Genomic DNA, 17,411 nt, shown 5'->3' with positions numbered 1-17,411 from the left:
GTGCCGTGGATATTACGTAGATACAGTTGGAAAAAATAAGGCAAAGATACAAGATTACATTAGGCACCAACTTGAGCATGATAAGCTTGGTGATCAATTATCTCTTCCATATTCTGGAAACCCGTTTACGGGTCGCAAGTAACAGAGATGCAGATGCCAGACGAACGTGCGCCTGCTAGGGCGCTGCTAGTAAGAAAGCCTTATAGGCGCATATGAAGAACCCCCAGCTATGCTGGGGGGTACCTTTTTTGTAGCTTGTAATGTTACGCCATAGCGCGGACTAGAAAGTAAATCATATGTGGATGCTTGCGACTTGAGCGTTTGAATACATTTAACGAGGGCAGGTAGGCGTGTACAATGCAGCGGCTGCGGACCTACTTTAGAGAATGTGGACCTTTGATAGCAAAAAGGGCCGCAGGTTGTTTCCGCAGCCCTTGATGTGAATGTCTGATGTGAAAATCAGTTCAATCGCAATTTGATTTATAAGGAGCAGCAGTTGTTTAAAACCTGCGCTCCGACAGACACCGCCTGCAGGAGCGTAGTTGCAATTCCTGCAAAATGAGCTTTTCGTATTCAAAAGAAGCCTGTGGAACGGTGATGGCGTCTTCCTGAAACACTTTCTCCAGAAACTGGGTTTCCTCCCAAAAGTCCAGTAACTCTTCGTCTCCTAAAGATTTAATCTGTACATTAAGGGGAACGTCGTCAGGATACGGGAAAATGTGAGCCATTAAGAAGTGCTCCGTAACGCAGAGTTTTAGGTTTGCTGCTTGTTATAAATAGGTAAAAATCCTTTTACGCGACCAGGAACCGTTTTACAACCCTTTTGTAAGGCTCCACAGGCGGTACGCACTCTTTATGCAGGTTGTTTGCACATGGGTTGCCTTTGCTCTTTTTTTGGTTCAAAATAGCGTAAGAAATTCTTGCCGATGGCAAGAGCCGATCCGGATAACGGATTTGACAAAGGAGTTGTCAGCATGAATGAGACTCAAAGAAAGCAGGACGACGAGCTGCTGCAATTGGTGACGTTCAGCATCGGTGAGGAAGAGTTTGGTGTTGAGATCCTGAAAGTTCAGGAAATCATCCGGACAATGGAAATTACCAAGGTTCCTCGTGCCCCTGAGTTTGTTGAGGGTGTGATTAACCTGCGTGGTAAAGTCATCCCTATCATTGATTTGCGTCGTAGATTCGGGTTGGACTCTAAAACACATGATAAGCACACGCGTATTATTGTAATCGAGATCAATAATATGATTGTGGGCTTTATAGTGGACTCTGTTTCCGAGGTTCTGCGTATTCCTGCGGGTACCGTAGAGCCCCCGCCACCTGTTGTAGCCGGAATGGAATCCGACTATATCAGTGGAGTGGGCAAACTGCAGGACAGGTTGCTGATTCTGCTTGATCTGGATAGACTGCTTTCACAGGAAGACATGAGCGTACTCAACACGATCTAGGTTTTCCTCGTGTATTTGTTAAAGCCGCCATCAGCCCGTTTTCGGGGTGGCGGCTTTTGTTTGTTGACGGTTTAACTTTGCTTACGGAACCGGTGTGCTTTTTGAACAGATTATAAAGCGGCTTGGTGCTGACTCTGCTTCGTGCATTCACGTTGCGCGTAGCGGGTTCGCTACTCGTGCTAGGATGGCAAAGGCTCTTTTAGACGAAGGGCATAACGTAGTACTGGTGGCGCGCAATGCTGAAGAGCTGGCAGAACTCAGAGGGCTGGCTGCTCTTTTTACGCCTGATGTCTCCGCCACTGATGTGGATGTGACCACCCCTTCGTGGGAACAGCCGTGGATAACTATTCCTCAGCACCCCGCAGGCAGTCCCGGAAGAACAGCATGGGCTGCCCGTATGGCCAGCCTATATGCTTTAAGCCGCAGACACATGCCTCAGGCTGTCATTGTATCGCTTGATAACTTTGTCCCCAAGCTGCCGCCTCTATGGCTATTTGAGCGTCATCAGTTGACTCTGGCGGTCGGTGATGAGATGGGGCCCGTGCTTGTGCTGGAGCAGGCTGTGGAGTGGGGCTACAGCCGTGTTGCTTACGCTACTCAGCCAGGTGAAATCGCTTTGCGGGGTGATATTCTGGACGTGTATCCTCCGGGGTATACAAAGCCCGTCCGGCTGGAATTTTTCGGGGATCAGCTTGAAGAGATTCGAGTGTTCGATCCTTCAAGCCAACGCTCCCGCGGGAATTTGCAGGAAGTAACGTTGTTACCTACCGCACCGGTTGTTCTTGAAGGCGAACCTCGTAGCGCGGCACGCAAATTCTGGAAAGAAGCAGCAGAGGACGGCCGTCTGCCCTCGGAGGCGCCTGCCACACTGGATATCGCGGCTGATGAGGCAAAAGCCACTATTCTGCCGGGTGCGTACTATAGCGACGCAGTGTATCTGGAAAAATGGCTTCCTCCGCAGGCAGTGTATATTTTGCCTGCCGAACGTGAATTTAGCGATTCCCTGAAGCAGGCAGCCCGCATATGGGATGATTTTTCTGAGCTGCAACAGCGAGAGCATGGCATCGTTCAACCATCTGAGCTGACCATGCGCTCTGCGGATGATGTACTGGCTTTGGTTGGTTCCTCTTCACGCGCTCATTTTGAAGAATTAATTATGGGCGTAGAGCAGAAAGGGGAAAACCTGCCGGAGCGTACCTATGGCGCATTTCAGGACCTGTTCTTCGAGCAGGAGCAACGTGACAGACCTTGGCAGGCTTTAATTGAGTCTATCAAGCAATGGAGCAAGGCAAAGCGTCAGGTCATCTTAAGCTTCAGCACTTCCCGCAGCCGTGCAAAGTTTCTTTCTTTGGCAGAACAAGACGGGGTTTTGCCGTATCTTCGTTACGATAGAAAGGCGCAGGGTGTCTTCGCTCTTGTTTCCGGCTTTCGCAAAGGCGTGGAACTGGGCTGGGACAACTCCATTGTTCTGGGCGAGGATGTGCTGCAGCCACGGACACAGCAGCAGCGTGTCCGCTCGGGCGCTTTTGCCGGCCTGAAATCATATGATGATCTGACATCAGGTTCGATGCTGGTTCACCGTGATTACGGTGTGGCACGCTTTGAGGGGCTCCATCGGATGGACCTTGGCGGGGTCTCCAACGACTATCTTATTCTGACGTACGCCGGTGACGATAAGCTTTACCTTCCTGTGGACCGGCTTTCTCTTGTTCAGCGTTTCAAGGGGCCGGATGGTTCCAGCCCTTCATTGGATAAGCTGGGCGGAGCAGGTTGGAGCGCCAGCAAGGAAAAAGCCCGTAAAGCGATTGAAAAGATCGCTCACGATCTTGTGGAAATGTATGCATGGAGAAAGGTTGCAAAAGGCTATGTGTACTCGCCTGTAGGCGATATGTACCGGGAGTTTGAAGCCTCTTTCGGCTTTGAGGAAACTCCCGATCAGGCCAAAGCCATTGAGGATGTTCTTAATGATATGGAACGTCCGGAACCCATGGACAGGCTTGTCTGTGGTGATGTCGGCTTTGGCAAGACTGAAGTTGCTTTGCGTGCTGCGTTCAGAGCTGCCATGGATGGCAAGCAGGTTGTTTTGCTTTGTCCGACAACTGTACTTGCTGAACAACATTACCAGACGTTTAAAAGCCGTCTGGGGCATTTTCCGATCAACGTGGGAATGCTCAGCAGGTTTGTTACCCGTCAGCGGCAGAAAGAAGTTCTCTCTGCCTGCGAGCGCGGGCAGATTGATATTCTTATCGGAACGCATAGAGTGCTTTCCAACGATGTCATTTTGCCTAACCTGAGCCTGCTTATTCTTGATGAAGAACAACGATTCGGCGTTCGGCATAAAGAGCGTCTGAAGAAAATGCGTAAAAATGTAGACGTCTTGACGCTGACAGCTACGCCGATCCCCCGTACTTTGCAGCTTTCCATGTCCGGCATTCGTGAACTGAGTGTTATTGAAACAGCGCCGCCGGAAAGAAAGCCGGTTCAGACTGCTTTGATTGACCGTGATCCGGAAGTTCTTAAAAGCGTGCTGCAGAGAGAGCTGAATCGTGACGGGCAGGTTTTCTGGGTGCATAATCGGGTGCAGGGGCTTGAACGGGTGGCTGAATATGTCCGTTCTCTGGTGCCGGATGCCCGCATCGGGCTTGCGCATGGGCAGATGACTGAAAAGGCGCTGGAAGAGACTATGCACAAATTCTGGCATGCCGAGCTGGATGTTTTGGTGTGTACAGCAATTGTTGAATCCGGTCTTGATTTTCCGCGTGCCAATACGCTGGTAGTCGATCAGGCGCAGATGTTCGGTCTGGGTCAGCTCTACCAATTGCGTGGCCGGGTAGGCCGTTCAGACCGTCAGGCCCATGCGGTGTTTGTTGTGCCCGATGTGGATAATGTTCCTGATATCGCCCGTAAACGGCTTAAGATTATTCTTGAGATGGACTACCTTGGTGCAGGATTTCAGGTTGCCATGGAAGATCTGCGGTTGCGAGGTGCGGGTAACATTCTTGGAGAAGTGCAATCCGGCCACATGCTGAAAGTCGGCCTTGATATGTATCTTGAAATGCTTGAAGAAGAAGTAGCCCGCCTGAAAGGGGAGCCGCTTCGTGATGAAATGCAGACCGAACTTAACATCGGTATTACAGCCCATATTCCTGAAGGCTATATCGATGACGGCAGGGAACGCCTGAAGTACTACAAGGCACTTTCTTCCGCAGCGGACGGCGCAGCGCAGGAAAGCATTGAGCTTGAAATGCGCGACCGTTTCGGGCAGTTCCCGATAGAGCTTTCAGCCTTTCTCAGCATTCTAAGGCTGAAGCGCTACCTTGGTACGTTAAAAGTGCAAAAAGCAGATGTCTTTGCTGATAAGGTCCGCCTGACATGGGCTGAGGATGCTGATGTGATTTCTCCTGCTGCACTTGTGGCTTGGGTTGCAGAACATGCGGACAGAGCTCGTCTTGTTCCGCCTGCGATTATGGAAGTCTCTTTGCCGGCAGGCGATTGTTTTGAAGCCCGACTCTCCGGACTTCAGGCAGAACTTGAAGAACTACGGGCATGAGTATTTCATGCTGGATATGAATATGAAGAAAATTATTGTAATAGCAATATGTTCAGTTTTGCTGCTGGTCAGCTCGGGTTGCAAGGATGACTCTACGCAGCAAGGGGTTGTTGCCACAGTGAACGGGCAACCCATCTTTCTGGAAGAGCTTGAAGCCCGTTATGACTTAGATCATTTGAGCTGGAGCGGAGGAATGGTGCCCACCGTCGCTCAGCTTCGGAAAGACTATGGCAGAGTGCTGGCCGGTCTGGTTACGCAGCGACTGGTAGAGCAGGAGCTGGAAAAAACAGGGCTGGCTGTCACTGATGAAGAGGTGTTAAAGGCTGAAGAAGAAGTCCGTGCCGATTATCCTCCGGGTGAGTTTGAAAAGGTTCTGGTAGAAGATTACATAGACCTTGGCAGGTGGCGGTATATGCTCCGTCAGCACCTGCAGAACGAGAAATTTCGCTCTGAGGTTCTCAGGCCGCAGATTACTTTGAGCTTTGAAGAAGCAGAAGGGTACTACAAAGAGCACTTAAGTGATTTTTATCTGCCGGAGCGGGTGCATTTTCTATTTGTCTCCGGTCCGGACAGGGGGACTGTTGAGAAAGCCCGGGACATGCTTGCTGCCGGAACTCCTCGTGCGGAGGTTTTAAGCAGCTTCAGCCAGCTGTCTATCCGTGAATTGAAGATGCGTGAGGATCGTATACACGGAACGTGGAAGCAGCTCCTGGCAAAAGTTGAAGTCGGTCAGGGCACACCGGTACTCAGCGGTGAATCCGGATATGAATCTTTTGTAATGTTGGGCATGCTTCCTGAAAAAGTTCTCGGCCCGTCGCAGGCATATCCGATTATAGAGCGGCTGCTTGTTGAGGAAAAAATGCAACAGGCTTATGCAGACTGGCTTGAAGCTCGCTTAAAATCAGCCGAAGTTAAAGTTTCTGAACACCTGTTGCGCCCTGCAGAGGATGAAACACCCGTGCCGGATCTGACTCTCCCTTCACAAAAAGGGAGTGATATCTTTGACCTGCAAAATTCAACCGGAGAAAGCTAGCAATTGCGAGGTGTTGCAGTTTGTCATGGCCGCGTATTGGCTTCTCGTTGCAATGCTGCGCGAAAGATATTACATCCGGTTGGTTGTGTATTGTACTAACTGCCCTTTAATCAGAGCATTTCAGGAGGAATCCTTGCTGCGCCTTTTTAAATACTGCATTGTTATCGTACTGTTGCTTATGGCTGCGGTGCCACAGGCCAGTGCAGAATCTGTGATTAATAAAATTGTTGCTGTGGTAAACGGCGATATTATTACCAAATATGATCTTCAGGCCCGTGCTTCTTCCAAACTGCACCGTGCAGGGTTAAGCGCACTTGATCCGGCAGATGCCAAAGCTATCCGCCAGATTGAGGCCGAGACTCTTGAAGAAATGATTGTTGACCAGTTGATGGTGCAGGAAGCAAAACGCTACAATCTGCTTGCAGACGAGGTAGCCATTGATAACGAGCTTCGGTCGTTGCTCGCACGGATGCAGATTTCGCAAGAAGAGCTTGAAGCCAGACTGAGGACAGAAGGTCAGGATATAGATTTTTATCGTGGCCTGATTGCTAATAATATCATGCGCCAGAAGCTGCTTTCTTTCATGGTCAGCAGAAAAGTGGTAGTGACTCGTCAGGATATCGAAGCATACTATAATGAGCATAAGAGCGAATATATGCAGGATAAATCCGTAGCGCTCAGCCTTATTGTTTTTGCTCCTAATACTGATGCGGCTGCTGTTCTGCAGGACGTCCGTGACGGCAAGATGAGCTTTGCGGAAGCTGTGGAAAAGTACTCTATTGGTCCTTCTGTTGGCGGTGGCTCCATTGGCACTTTGGAATGGAGCAGTCTTATCGGCTCTTGGCGACAGTCTATCGAAGGTGTGCCTGCTGGCGGTATCGGCTCTGAAATCGAGTATGACGGACGAGCAGCTTATCTGCATGTTGACAACGTGACGGAAGGCTCTGCCAAGCCGGTTGATGGAGTGGCTGAAGAGATCGAGGAAAAGCTTCGTGAGCCGCTTTTGAAAGAACGTTTTGAAGAATACACCCGTAAGCTTCGTGAGCGGGCGGTTGTTGATATCCGCCTGTAGGTAAGGAGACGTGATGACTCTGAAAGAACTGGGCGAAGCGCTGCGGCAGGAACGTGAGGCCCGCGGTATTTCTTTGAAGGACGCCGAAAAGCGTACCAAGATTGCTGCGCGTATTCTGGCTTCCATTGAAGAGGGTAAGCAGGATAACTTTCCTCATCCGGTTTATGCAAAAGGGTTTGTAAAAACGTATGCCCGCTTGCTGGGAATGGACCCTGAGGAAGCCGGAGTTGTTGTAGACCGCGAACTCGTAGTTTCTGACGAGGAGGAACACGCGAAGCCTCCGCAGTTGATCGTAAAACCCAGAAGAAATTTTGCCCCTGTCATTATTGCAATTCTTGTAATTGCCTTGCTGGGGGCGGGTGGCTACGTGGCGTATACAAAGTTTGCCACCCCTGTTGAAAACTCTCAGGCAGAAGTTGCTGATGAGCCTGCTGGGGCTGCGTCAAATTCTTCGGGAACGGAAGCTGCTCCGGCTGATGCTGCTGCTCCTGAAACCGAAACCGGTAATGTTGTGCTCCCTTCCGCGCCGGAAGCGGAGCAACCTGCATCAGTTGAACCGCAAAGTGCAGTGGAGCCAACTTCAGAAGCTGTTGAAGCTACGGCTGAAACACTGGTTCAAAATGGAAAAGTTGCAGAATCTGTTCAGGAACTCGCAGTAGTGGAAGAGCCCGAGGCTGCACCTGTTGTGCCTGTCTCTGCTCCGGCTCCTGCCGCAGTTAGCGGTACTCAGGCATTAAGGGTTACAGCATCTCTTGATTGCTGGATTGAAGCCCGTATTGATGATGCCCGTGATCAGGAGCTGTTTCTGCGTAGCGGCAAGTCTTTTATTTTCCGGTTTGATGACTCTTTGGTCATTAAACTGGGGAACGGGGGCGGTGTCGCTTTGGCTTTGAATGGTAAAGTTGTTCCTGTGACTGCAAAGCCCGGAGAGGTTGTTACTCTGCACTTTCCGCAGTAGTGACTGCGTATTATGGACTTTACTGAAAAGGTCTTGGTGCTTCGCACCGGAAGATTTCGAGAAGCGGACTTATGGGTCCGCTTTTTGTCTCCATCCAGAGGTATTGTTACGGCGTTTGCCTTTGGTGGCTGCCGTAGCCGCAAGAGATTTTGCGGCTGCCTTGATGCTCTGAATCATGTGCTTCTTAAAGTTTCCAGCGGTAAACGCGGAACATACCTTTGTCTTGATGAGGGAACACTGCTGAACGGGCCTTCGAGGTTGCGTTCCGACTGGGGACGCATGGGGCTTGCCGCAAACTGTATTAAATTTTTAGAGGCAATGGGTGTCGGCCGTGAAGGTGCTAAAGACGCTTATGATCTGACTTGCGGAATGCTGGAGTTTCTTGAAAAATCAGACGCTGTACCGGACATTCTGCCGGTGATGTTCCGCGGCAGACTTGCTTTTGATCAGGGCTACCGGATTGATCCTTTGCGCTGTGGTACATGTGGTCAGCCTTTGGCAGATAGCGTCGAAACACGCTTTTTACCTCGTGACGGCGTGTTTTTATGCGCTGAACATTCCGGTCCGCACACAGGCGGACTTAAGATGTCTGCTGAAACCCTTGACGCCGTTCGATTTGTGCAGGAGAATCCTCCGCTCTTGTGGAACGCAATCCCGCTTTCTCCTGAAGGATGGAAGCAGTGGGGGCGTGCTGTTGATGCGTTTATTCAATACCATGTAGGCCTTGTTTGGGATAAAGGGCGTTTTCGAAAAGTTTAATGCCTTACTCTCGGCAGCCGTTAGATGTATTCTTATATTGTACAGGGGAAAATCATGAACTTTCAAGATGTTATCCTTACGCTGCAAAATTTTTGGGCCCAAAGAGGCTGTGCCATTCAGCAGCCGTTTGACAGCGAGTGCGGTGCGGGTACGTTCAACCCCGCCACTTTTTTGCGGGTAATCGGACCTGAGCCGTGGAATGTGGCGTATGTTGAGCCTTCCAGACGTCCGACCGACGGGCGGTACGGTGAAAACCCCAATCGCCTGCAGCATTATTTTCAGTTTCAGGTTATTTTAAAGCCTTCTCCGGACGATGTTCAGGAGTTATATCTCGATAGCTTGCGGGCTCTTGGAATCAATCCGGCTGAGCATGATATCCGCTTTGTTGAAGATGACTGGGAATCGCCTACGCTCGGTGCATGGGGGCTTGGCTGGGAAGTCTGGCTCAACGGCATGGAAGTGACTCAGTTCACTTACTTCCAGCAGGTTGGTGGTATTGATCTTAGCCCCACCAGCGTTGAAATTACGTATGGCCTTGAGCGTCTTTGTATGTACCTGCAGGAAAAAGAGTCCGTGTACGACCTGATGTGGAACGACACAGTGACTTACGGGCACATTTATCATCAGAATGAAGTGGAGATGTCCCGATACAACTTTGAAACCAGTGATGCAGAAATGCTGTTGAACTTTTTCAATGCGTATGAAAAGGAATGCGCCAGACTGTGCGAAGAAAAGCTTCTCTGGCCTGCGTATGACTACTGCTTGAAATGCTCTCATGCTTTTAACCTGCTTGATGCGCGTGGTGCGATTTCCATTACCGAGCGCACCGGCTACATCGGCAGAGTGAGAACTCTGGCATCTGCCGTTGCACGTCTTTATGCCGCGCAGCGTGAAGAAATGGGATACCCCATGCTCAATACCGGAATCAGGAAAGGATAGGGGAAGAATACACATGTCTGTTTTTGTACTTGAAATTGGTACAGAGGAACTGCCTGCCCGTTTTCTTTCCGGCTTGGAGCAGGAGCTGAACAATCGTTTTACATCTGCGCTCGGGGCTGCCGGCGTGGGCTTTGGTGCTATTGAAACTGAATCGACCCCCAGACGTCTTGCGGTTTGCATCAGAGATATTGAAGCTGTTCAGCGCGAATCTGAAGAAGTCGTCTCCGGTCCGCCGGTCCGTATTGCCTATGATTCTGAAGGTAATCCTACCAAAGCAGCTCTGGGTTTTGTAAAGACGCAGGGCGTGGAAATGGCTGACGTATTTACCCTTACTTCTGATAAGGGCCAATACCTTGCCGTGCGCAAAAAAATGGGTGGCCGACCGGTAAAGGATATTCTTGCTGAAGTTTGTCCGGATATTGTTGCTGCGCTTCCCTTTCCCAAGAAAATGAAGTGGGGCAGCGGCGAATTTACTTTCGGTCGTCCGCTGCGCTGGATGCTGGCGTTGTTTGACGCTGATGTCGTACCTTTTGCTGTGGCCGAGATGCAGTCCGGTAATTTGACCTATGGTCATAGAGTTCATGGCGCAGGTCCCTTTGAAGTAGCTTCTGCAGAAGAATATTTTTCTGTTGTTCGCGATAAGTGCAGTGTCACATTAGCTGCCGCAGAACGCCGCGAGATCACTATCAAGGGCGGGGATGCTCTTGCCGCTGCTGCCGGAGGCAAAGTCCTCTGGAAAGAATCGTTGCTTGATGAAGTTCAGGGACTTTGTGAACACCCTGTGCCGTGCCTTGGCAGCTTTGATCCTTCATTTCTTGAGCTGCCTGCAGAGGTGCTGCTGACCAGTATGGAAAGCCACCAGAAAAGCTTTGGTGTAGCCGGAGAAGACGGCAAGTTGCTTCCGCATTTTCTGACTGTGCTAAATATGACTCCCGTTGATATGGCTCTGGTGCAGAAAGGGTGGGAGCGTGTTCTGAGAGCACGTCTTGAAGATGCCCGTTTCTTCTGGAAAGCCGATCTTGCCGCGGAGCTTGATACGTGGCTTGCCAAGCTGGACAATGTTATCTTCCTTGCCCCGCTGGGCAGCATGGGTGACAAAACCCGCAGGCTGGAAAAGCTGTGCCGTTGGCTTGCTTCCTGTGTGGCTCCTGCGCAGGCTGAAGACGCCGCTCGAGCAGGGCGCTTGTCCAAAGCTGATCTTGTTTCTGAAATGGTTTACGAGTTTGACTCGTTGCAAGGGATTATGGGCAGTATTTACGCTCAGCGTAAAGGCGAGTCCGAAACCGTTGCCGCAGCCATCAGCGAACAGTACCTGCCGGCCGGCCCAGACAGTCCTGTGCCCGCTTCGGTCTGCGGTGCGCTACTTTCCATTGCCGATAAGGCCGACACTCTCGCAGGTTGCTTCGGCTTGGGCATGATCCCCACCGGTGCCGCTGATCCGTATGCCTTGCGTCGTTGCGCACTGGGCATCGCCCGGATTATGCTGGAAAAGAACCTGCGTTTTGATGTGAAAGAGTTGTTCCGTCTTGCTCAGGAAGGTTACGGCGAACGTAACTGGAAGTTGCAGCCGGCTGAGGCAGCAGAGAAATTGCAGGAATTCTTTACGCTTCGTCTTAAAAACCTGTTCGTATCTCAAGGTTACGAAACACTGCTTGTCGAAGCTGCCTTGCATGCAGGCTCTGATGATGTGTGGGCTGCAGGGGCCAGACTTGCTGCGTTGAATACTTTCAGCAAGGCTGAAGACTTCGGGCAGGCTGTGCTTACCTTCAAGCGTGCGGCGAACATTATCCGCAAGCAGGGACAGGAAGTCGGAGTAGAGCTTGATGGCAGGTATGATGCCGCCTTGCTTGAAGACGATGCAGAAAAACAACTGGTAAAAGCCATCGAAGATACGGCCCCCGGATTTGAATCGAAGTGGGCTGATGATGATTTTGAAGCGTTGTTTGGTTTGCTCAGAGAATTGCGTCCTTCTGTAGATGCGTTTTTTGATAGTGTAATGGTAATGTGTGATGATCCCGCACTGCGTCGTAACAGGTTGAACTTGTTGCAGGCTCTTGTGCAGCGCCTTGGGCGCCTTGCGGATTTCAGCGCATTGCAGATGTAATTTGTCAGGCTCTGGAATATGTTTGCCTGCGTGTAAAAAAATAGCACGTCAGGCTTGACAAGACAGGGGGCTTGGCAGTAAATGACTCGTTCCCCAGTGTTCCAGTAGGTCAAAAAAATATTTTTCACATAGAAGCCCTTTTTTGGAGGAATCCCTTGGCTAACCATAAGTCTGCCATTAAGCGGCACAAGCAGAGTGTCAAAAGAGCCGCACGTAACCGCGCTGTTAAAACCCGTATCAAGAACGTTATCAAATCTGTTCGCGCAGCTGTTACGGAGAAGGATAAAGAGCAGGCTCAGGCTACACTGACCGAAGCTATGTCCGTGCTGGATAAAGCATCCAGCAAGGGCGTTATTCACTGGAAGAACGCCGCCCGTAAGATCTCGCGTCTCAGCAAAGCTGTTGACGGCATCGAATAATTTTCGGGTCGTTTACTACGCAGATATTGCCCGTCACTTCGGTGACGGGCATTTTTTGTTCATAGTTCTTTTCTTCCTTTTTTGCGGTACAATTTGGTCCGGCAGCCGTTATTAAGTGCTGTCAACTGGTTAGTAGTGGTTGAACTGCTTCTGCTGTTTTGCTAGTGACCATTGGATGTAGTTGAAGGAGGATGCCCCTTTGTGTTTCACTTTCAGAGCAGGTTGTTGAATGCGCTTGTTTAAAAAAGAGCCTAAAGCGGAACAGCTGAAGGTTATTATTATCGGTGCTGGTGAGGTGGGCTATCATATCGCTCAGCGTCTGACCCGTGAAAATAAACAGGTTGTTGTGATTGACCAGCAGCCGGAAGCGTTAAAAAGAGTTGCTGAAGCTCTGGATGTTCAGACTATCCAAGGGTCTGGTTCCAGTCCGGTTGTACTGCACGATGCAGGGGCTGAGGAGGCAGACATTATCCTTGCCGTTACAGACAGTGATGAAATCAACATTATTGCCTGCCTTTTTGCCAATATCATCTCCCCTGACTCTACTAAGCTTGCCCGTATACGAAACGAAGAATATTCGTTGTATCGTGATGCGTTAGCTAAAGATATTCTGAATATTAGCATGCTTATCAATCCGGAAGTCGAGGTTGTCAAAAATATTGACCGCCTGCTTTCGCTGCCGGGGGCAGTAGACTACAGCGAATTCGCCGGAGGACGCATCCGTATGGTCGGCATGCGCATCTGCTCCGGTCCGCTTGCCGGCATCCGGCTGATGAATTTTCGTACCGTTGTGCCGGATGGAGATGTAATTATTGCGGCTATCGTCAGAAATGATGAGCTGATCATTCCCACTGGTATGGATGAAATTCGGGCAGACGACGTAGTGTACTTTGTCTGTACGGAATCCAGTCTTGAAGCTGTGAGAAGTGTAGTTGCAGCCTTGGAAGACCCGATTCAAAGCGCTCTTATCATTGGCGGCGGCAATATAGGCATGCGTCTGGCCAGCCTGTTTGAGCGAAAAGGGTATCATACTAAGCTGATAGATAAGGATGAAGCCCGATGCGGTGTTCTGGCCGAGAAGTTGAATTCGACTCTGGTGCTGTACGGTGACGGTACCGATCAGGACCTGCTTCGTGAAGAAAATGCAGGAACAATGGATGCTGTTATCAGCCTGACTTCGGACGAAGAAACAAATATTCTGTGTTCCCTGCTGGCCAAGAATATGGGGGTACGTAAGACCGTTGCCCGCATAAACAAAGTCGCCTATCAACCGTTGGTACGGGCCATCGGCATTGAACATTCTGTCAGCCCCCGTCTTTCTGCTGTTAATAGTATTCTGCATTACATCCGTAAGGGTAAGGTTCTTTCCTCCGTAGCTATCCGGGGCGAAGAGGCTGAAGTGATGGAAGCGCTTGCTGAAGAACAGTCGGAAGTTGTGGGGACCCCACTGCATAAGCTCAGCTTCCCGAAAGGGGCGCTTATTCTGGCCATGGTGCGCGGTGACGATGTTGTAATCCCCAGCGGCGATACTGTGATTGAGCCAATGGACAGGATTCTTATACTGTCTACCAGACAAGCTGTTTCAGATGTGGAACAGGCCTTGATGGTCAAGCTTAAGGCTTACTAGCAGGGCAGGTAATTAATGCGCATCAAGTATACTTTGTATGTCATCGGAGCGTTGCTGTGCTCTGTTGGCCTGACCATGTCTTTTCCGCTTTTGTTTTCACTATACTACGGTGACGCGGGAATCCTGCCTCTTTTATTCTCCATGGCGGCCACTCTAGCCGCTGGTGGCGGACTTGTTTTGCTTTTTAACGAGCGTTCCAAAACTCTTCTGAACCATCGTGAAGGCATGGCAATTGTTGCGCTGGGATGGCTTGGGGCGGGCATTGCCGGAGCGTTGCCGTTCTGGTTTGGCGGTTTTGCTGTCTTCAGCGATGCTCTTTTTGAGTCGATTTCAGGGTTTACCACTACCGGATCTACAATCTTTACCGACATCGAAGCGTTGCCTCGTGGCATTTTGATGTGGCGTAGCCTCACCCACTGGCTGGGAGGGATGGGGATTATCGTTCTTTCATTAGCTATTCTGCCTTTCCTCGGAGTAGGGGGCATGCAGCTATATAAGGCTGAAGTTCCCGGCCCTGTTCCGGACAAGTTGAAACCGCGCATTAAAGATACCGCGATGGCCTTGTGGAAGGTTTATCTGTTGTTTTCTGTGCTGCAGGTAGTCCTCTTACTGTTTGGCGGGATGGATTTGTTCGATTCCATCTGCCATACGTTCGGCACCATGGCCACGGGTGGTTTTTCAACCAAGAACGCCTCTGTAGGCCACTATGAAAGCGCTTATATCCAGACAGTTATTATCATCTTTATGTTTATTGCAGGCGTAAACTTTTCGTTGCATTTTAAATTGCTTCTGGGAGAGCCGAAAGCGTTTTTGAAAGATGAAGAATTCCGATTTTATGCCGCGGTCGTGGTTGTCTGCACTCTTATAGTTACATTTGCTGTGTATGGCAGTAACTACGGTGGGTTTGGCGATTCGTTGCGGCACGCCGCGTTTCAGGTAGTGTCGATCTGTACGACTACTGGTTTTGCTACCGCCGATTATGAACAGTGGGCACCCGTTACCATGGCTGTTCTGCTTTTCCTGACTTTCCTTGGCGGGTGTGCGGGTTCAACTGGCGGCGGAATAAAATGTATGCGCGTTTTGCTATTACTTAAACAGGCTTACCACGAAGTTTTCCGGCTTATTCACCCCCGATCTGTTTCACATGTGAAGATGGGCAGGCATATTGTTCGTGCGGAAGTTCTTTCTGGTGTTCTGGGTTTTTTTGTTCTGTATATCGGGCTGTTTATTTTATCATCTGTCCTGATTGCAGCTATGGGAGTGGACGTTCTCACTTCGTTTTCGGCAACGGCTGCTTGTATCGGCAATATCGGCCCTGGGTTAGGAACTGTCGGCCCTGCCGAAAACTTTGCGCACCTGCCAGTGGCAGCCAAGTGGGTGCTTACCCTGTGTATGCTTCTGGGAAGACTGGAAATATATACAGTGTTTATCCTTTTTGTTCCGGAGTTCTGGCGTAAGTAAGGATTAGTGCTTTTTCAGGGTTAGAATCAGCTACGTAACTGAGTACCCGTGCGCTTGGCTGGTGTCATCTTTATCCAGTTCAAGCGCACTTTTTTGTGCTTTTCGCCTTATGCTGTGCGCATAAAAAAAAGCCCTCGCAATTAGCAAGGGCTTTTTAAATGCAACGTAGCAGTAACGTTATGCAAGCTGGGCGAGAAGGGTATCTTTAATGGAGTTGATGTCACCTTCGCCGTTCAGCTCAATGTACTTGGTAACACCTTTCGCTGCCAGATCTTTGTAGAAGTAAGCGGCGGCCAGAGTTCCGTCTTCGGTATTGTAGTAAATGTCGTGACGCTTGTTGATGGCGCCTTCATCCTGGTCATCAGCACGGCTGGACAGATCGCCGCCACATACGCGGCACTTGTCGCCATTGGGCTTAATGGGGTCGATGAAAATGTTGTTGGGGTGGTTGTTGTCGTTGACGCAGAGGCGGCGGCCCATGATGCGGTTTTTCGCAACTTCACGGGGCAGCAGAATTTCGATGACGTAATCAAGCTTCATGCCTTCGGCCTGCAGGGCGTCCCACAGCTTTTCAGCCTGCACCATGTTGCGGGGGAAGCCGTCCAGCAGCCAGCCATTTTCGCCTTTGGTCTTGAGAGTTTCAAGAACCATGGGGATGGTGATTTCGTCAGGAACCAGATCGCCACGGTCAATGTACTCTTTGGCTTTTTTGCCAAGCTCGGTACCGCCACCGATGTGTTCACGGAAGATAGCACCGGACTCAATGTGAGCCAGATCGTACTTCTGCTTTACCAGAGAACCCTGTGTTCCCTTACCGCTGCCATTGGGGCCAAAAATGAGTATATTCACGTCATTCCTCCTTGTCATTTATTTCACGAAGTCATACTTCGAAGGCTTGGCACCTGTCAATCGAAGAAAAAGAGGCTATGTCAGGATTTTGCGCTGAAAATAATTCCTCCGTAGCGGATTTCAGCCTGCTTGTTACCGGAAAACTGTATGCGCTTGCCACCCTGATTGTTTTTCCATGCCTGCTCAAGATTCACTAACATGCTATATAAGACTTGGCCGGAACCTACTGTATCCAATACTTTTTTGTAAAGCCGAAATCGGGCTGCTTCGTGTAGACCTAACAGCATGTTACGCGGGATAAAAATCGTACCTGCCTCTACAGGGGGCAGGGCTGGAAGGGCTTGGTTCCAATATGCCGCATCACGGTTTGCCATTTCCCAGAGGTCTGAAATGGCTTCAGAGAATGCAGGATTCTCTTTTTGTAGCAGAGGGATAATTGTTTTTCTGATGCGGTTGCGCGTAAAGGAGAGGTCTTCATTAGATGCATCCTCGCGCCAAGGGCATCCAAACGATTCCAGGAATTCGACAAGCTTGTTCTTGTTTTTCACAAGCAGGGGGCGCAGTAGCCTTCGCCCGGGGTCAACAGAACTCATTCCTCCAAGAGCAGGCCAACCTGCACCGCGGATAAGCCGCAACAACACGTCTTCCTGCAAGTCACCGACATGGTGCCCTGTACAAATCCAGACATTCTCTGCGGAGCTGACCAGCTGGTTGAATAGAGCATGGCGTGCGTTTCGACCTGCTTCCTCAATCCCTGTTTGCTCGCTCGCGGCTTTTGCTGCAATTTCCTGCCGTTCAGAGTGCAGAGGTATTGCCAGCATTTCACACAATTCGGCTACAAAGCTGGCGTCTTCGGCGCTTTCTTCCCGAAGCGCGTGGTCAAGGTGCACTGCAGCCAGCTTGTGTCCCAGTCGGGGGGAAAGATAATGCAGAATCAGTAATAACGCTGTGGAATCAACGCCACCGGAACATGCCGCGATAAGCGTATGACCTTGCAGCGGGGCAGAGTCGGCCTGTTTGTCTTTATTCGAGATGCAACCGTGCTGCTCCATCTGGCTCAGTAGAAAGCTTTCTACGGCAAGACACAGGTGTGCCTGAGCGGGAGACAGGTCCTGCAAACGTTTGGGAAGCTCTGCGAGTTTTTTTAATACGGTAGGCATGGTGAGTGATGAGTTATAAAGCAAGTTCG

At 50.3% G+C, this 17,411-nt stretch carries 14 protein-coding genes and 1 pseudogene; 12 read left to right on the top strand and 3 right to left on the bottom strand.

Annotated features, from left to right (window positions below; genetic code table 11):
* Nucleotides 1–142 (top strand): annotated as a pseudogene (locus tag ACK5LI_RS00685) (IS200/IS605 family transposase); the annotation flags it as partial.
* Between the two features lie 358 nt (nt 143–500).
* Here the strand turns inward: ACK5LI_RS00685 and ACK5LI_RS00680 are convergent.
* Complete coding sequence (locus ACK5LI_RS00680) at nt 501–728, bottom strand: hypothetical protein (RefSeq protein WP_416945705.1); 228 nt, start codon at nt 726–728, stop codon at nt 501–503.
* 246 nt (nt 729–974) lie between these two features.
* On the opposite strand from ACK5LI_RS00680, the gene ACK5LI_RS00675 reads away from it, so the two are divergent.
* The 11 genes from ACK5LI_RS00675 (at nt 975) to ACK5LI_RS00625 (ending at nt 15,373) form a co-directional block, all read left to right on the top strand.
* Complete coding sequence (locus ACK5LI_RS00675; RefSeq protein WP_416945704.1) at nt 975–1,451, top strand: chemotaxis protein CheW; 477 nt, start codon at nt 975–977, stop codon at nt 1,449–1,451.
* 94 nt (nt 1,452–1,545) lie between these two features.
* Complete coding sequence (mfd, locus tag ACK5LI_RS00670; protein ID WP_416945703.1) at nt 1,546–5,001, top strand: transcription-repair coupling factor; 3,456 nt, start codon at nt 1,546–1,548, stop codon at nt 4,999–5,001.
* The gene (locus tag ACK5LI_RS00665) at nt 4,949–6,034 is read left to right on the top strand and encodes a peptidylprolyl isomerase (RefSeq protein WP_416945702.1); all 1,086 of its coding nucleotides are present in this window, start codon (nt 4,949–4,951) and stop codon (nt 6,032–6,034) included. Before mfd ends, ACK5LI_RS00665 begins: the two co-directional genes overlap by 53 nt.
* 133 nt (nt 6,035–6,167) lie before the next feature.
* Nucleotides 6,168–7,106: a SurA N-terminal domain-containing protein gene (locus ACK5LI_RS00660; RefSeq protein ID WP_416945701.1), complete on the top strand. Its 939-nt coding sequence runs from the start codon at nt 6,168–6,170 to the stop codon at nt 7,104–7,106.
* Nucleotides 7,107–7,119: 13 nt separating this feature from the next.
* On the top strand, nt 7,120–8,064 hold the full coding sequence (locus ACK5LI_RS00655; protein ID WP_416945700.1) for a RodZ domain-containing protein: 945 nt from the start codon (nt 7,120–7,122) through the stop codon (nt 8,062–8,064).
* Between the two features lie 12 nt (nt 8,065–8,076).
* Nucleotides 8,077–8,823, top strand: a complete 747-nt coding sequence (gene recO / locus ACK5LI_RS00650) for a DNA repair protein RecO (RefSeq protein ID WP_416945699.1) — start codon at nt 8,077–8,079, stop codon at nt 8,821–8,823.
* A gap of 54 nt (nt 8,824–8,877) precedes the next feature.
* On the top strand, nt 8,878–9,762 hold the full coding sequence (glyQ, locus tag ACK5LI_RS00645; RefSeq protein WP_416945698.1) for a glycine--tRNA ligase subunit alpha: 885 nt from the start codon (nt 8,878–8,880) through the stop codon (nt 9,760–9,762).
* A gap of 13 nt (nt 9,763–9,775) precedes the next feature.
* Nucleotides 9,776–11,866 carry a glycine--tRNA ligase subunit beta gene (gene glyS, locus ACK5LI_RS00640; protein WP_416945697.1) on the top strand — a complete coding sequence of 697 codons (2,091 nt, stop codon included), beginning with the start codon at nt 9,776–9,778 and terminating at the stop codon, nt 11,864–11,866.
* A 155-nt stretch (nt 11,867–12,021) separates the two neighbouring features.
* Complete coding sequence (gene rpsT, locus ACK5LI_RS00635; protein ID WP_416945696.1) at nt 12,022–12,285, top strand: 30S ribosomal protein S20; 264 nt, start codon at nt 12,022–12,024, stop codon at nt 12,283–12,285.
* A 229-nt stretch (nt 12,286–12,514) separates the two neighbouring features.
* Nucleotides 12,515–13,912 carry a Trk system potassium transporter TrkA gene (trkA, locus tag ACK5LI_RS00630; RefSeq protein ID WP_416945695.1) on the top strand — a complete coding sequence of 466 codons (1,398 nt, stop codon included), beginning with the start codon at nt 12,515–12,517 and terminating at the stop codon, nt 13,910–13,912.
* A 15-nt stretch (nt 13,913–13,927) separates the two neighbouring features.
* On the top strand, nt 13,928–15,373 hold the full coding sequence (locus ACK5LI_RS00625) for a TrkH family potassium uptake protein (protein WP_416945694.1): 1,446 nt from the start codon (nt 13,928–13,930) through the stop codon (nt 15,371–15,373).
* Between the two features lie 177 nt (nt 15,374–15,550).
* On the opposite strand, the gene ACK5LI_RS00620 is transcribed toward ACK5LI_RS00625, so the two are convergent.
* Nucleotides 15,551–16,222 carry an adenylate kinase gene (locus ACK5LI_RS00620; RefSeq protein ID WP_416945693.1) on the bottom strand — a complete coding sequence of 224 codons (672 nt, stop codon included), beginning with the start codon at nt 16,220–16,222 and terminating at the stop codon, nt 15,551–15,553.
* Nucleotides 16,223–16,302: 80 nt separating this feature from the next.
* Nucleotides 16,303–17,406 carry a tRNA lysidine(34) synthetase TilS gene (gene tilS / locus ACK5LI_RS00615; protein WP_416945692.1) on the bottom strand — a complete coding sequence of 368 codons (1,104 nt, stop codon included), beginning with the start codon at nt 17,404–17,406 and terminating at the stop codon, nt 16,303–16,305.
* Between the last annotated feature and the right edge of the window lie 5 nt (nt 17,407–17,411).

Source organism: Oleidesulfovibrio sp., assembly GCF_047973035.1.
In the GTDB taxonomy this organism is placed as follows: domain Bacteria; phylum Desulfobacterota; class Desulfovibrionia; order Desulfovibrionales; family Desulfovibrionaceae; genus Oleidesulfovibrio.
The sequence above is the reverse complement of the archived record's forward strand: the minus strand, read 5'-3'. Positions and strand labels throughout refer to the sequence as shown.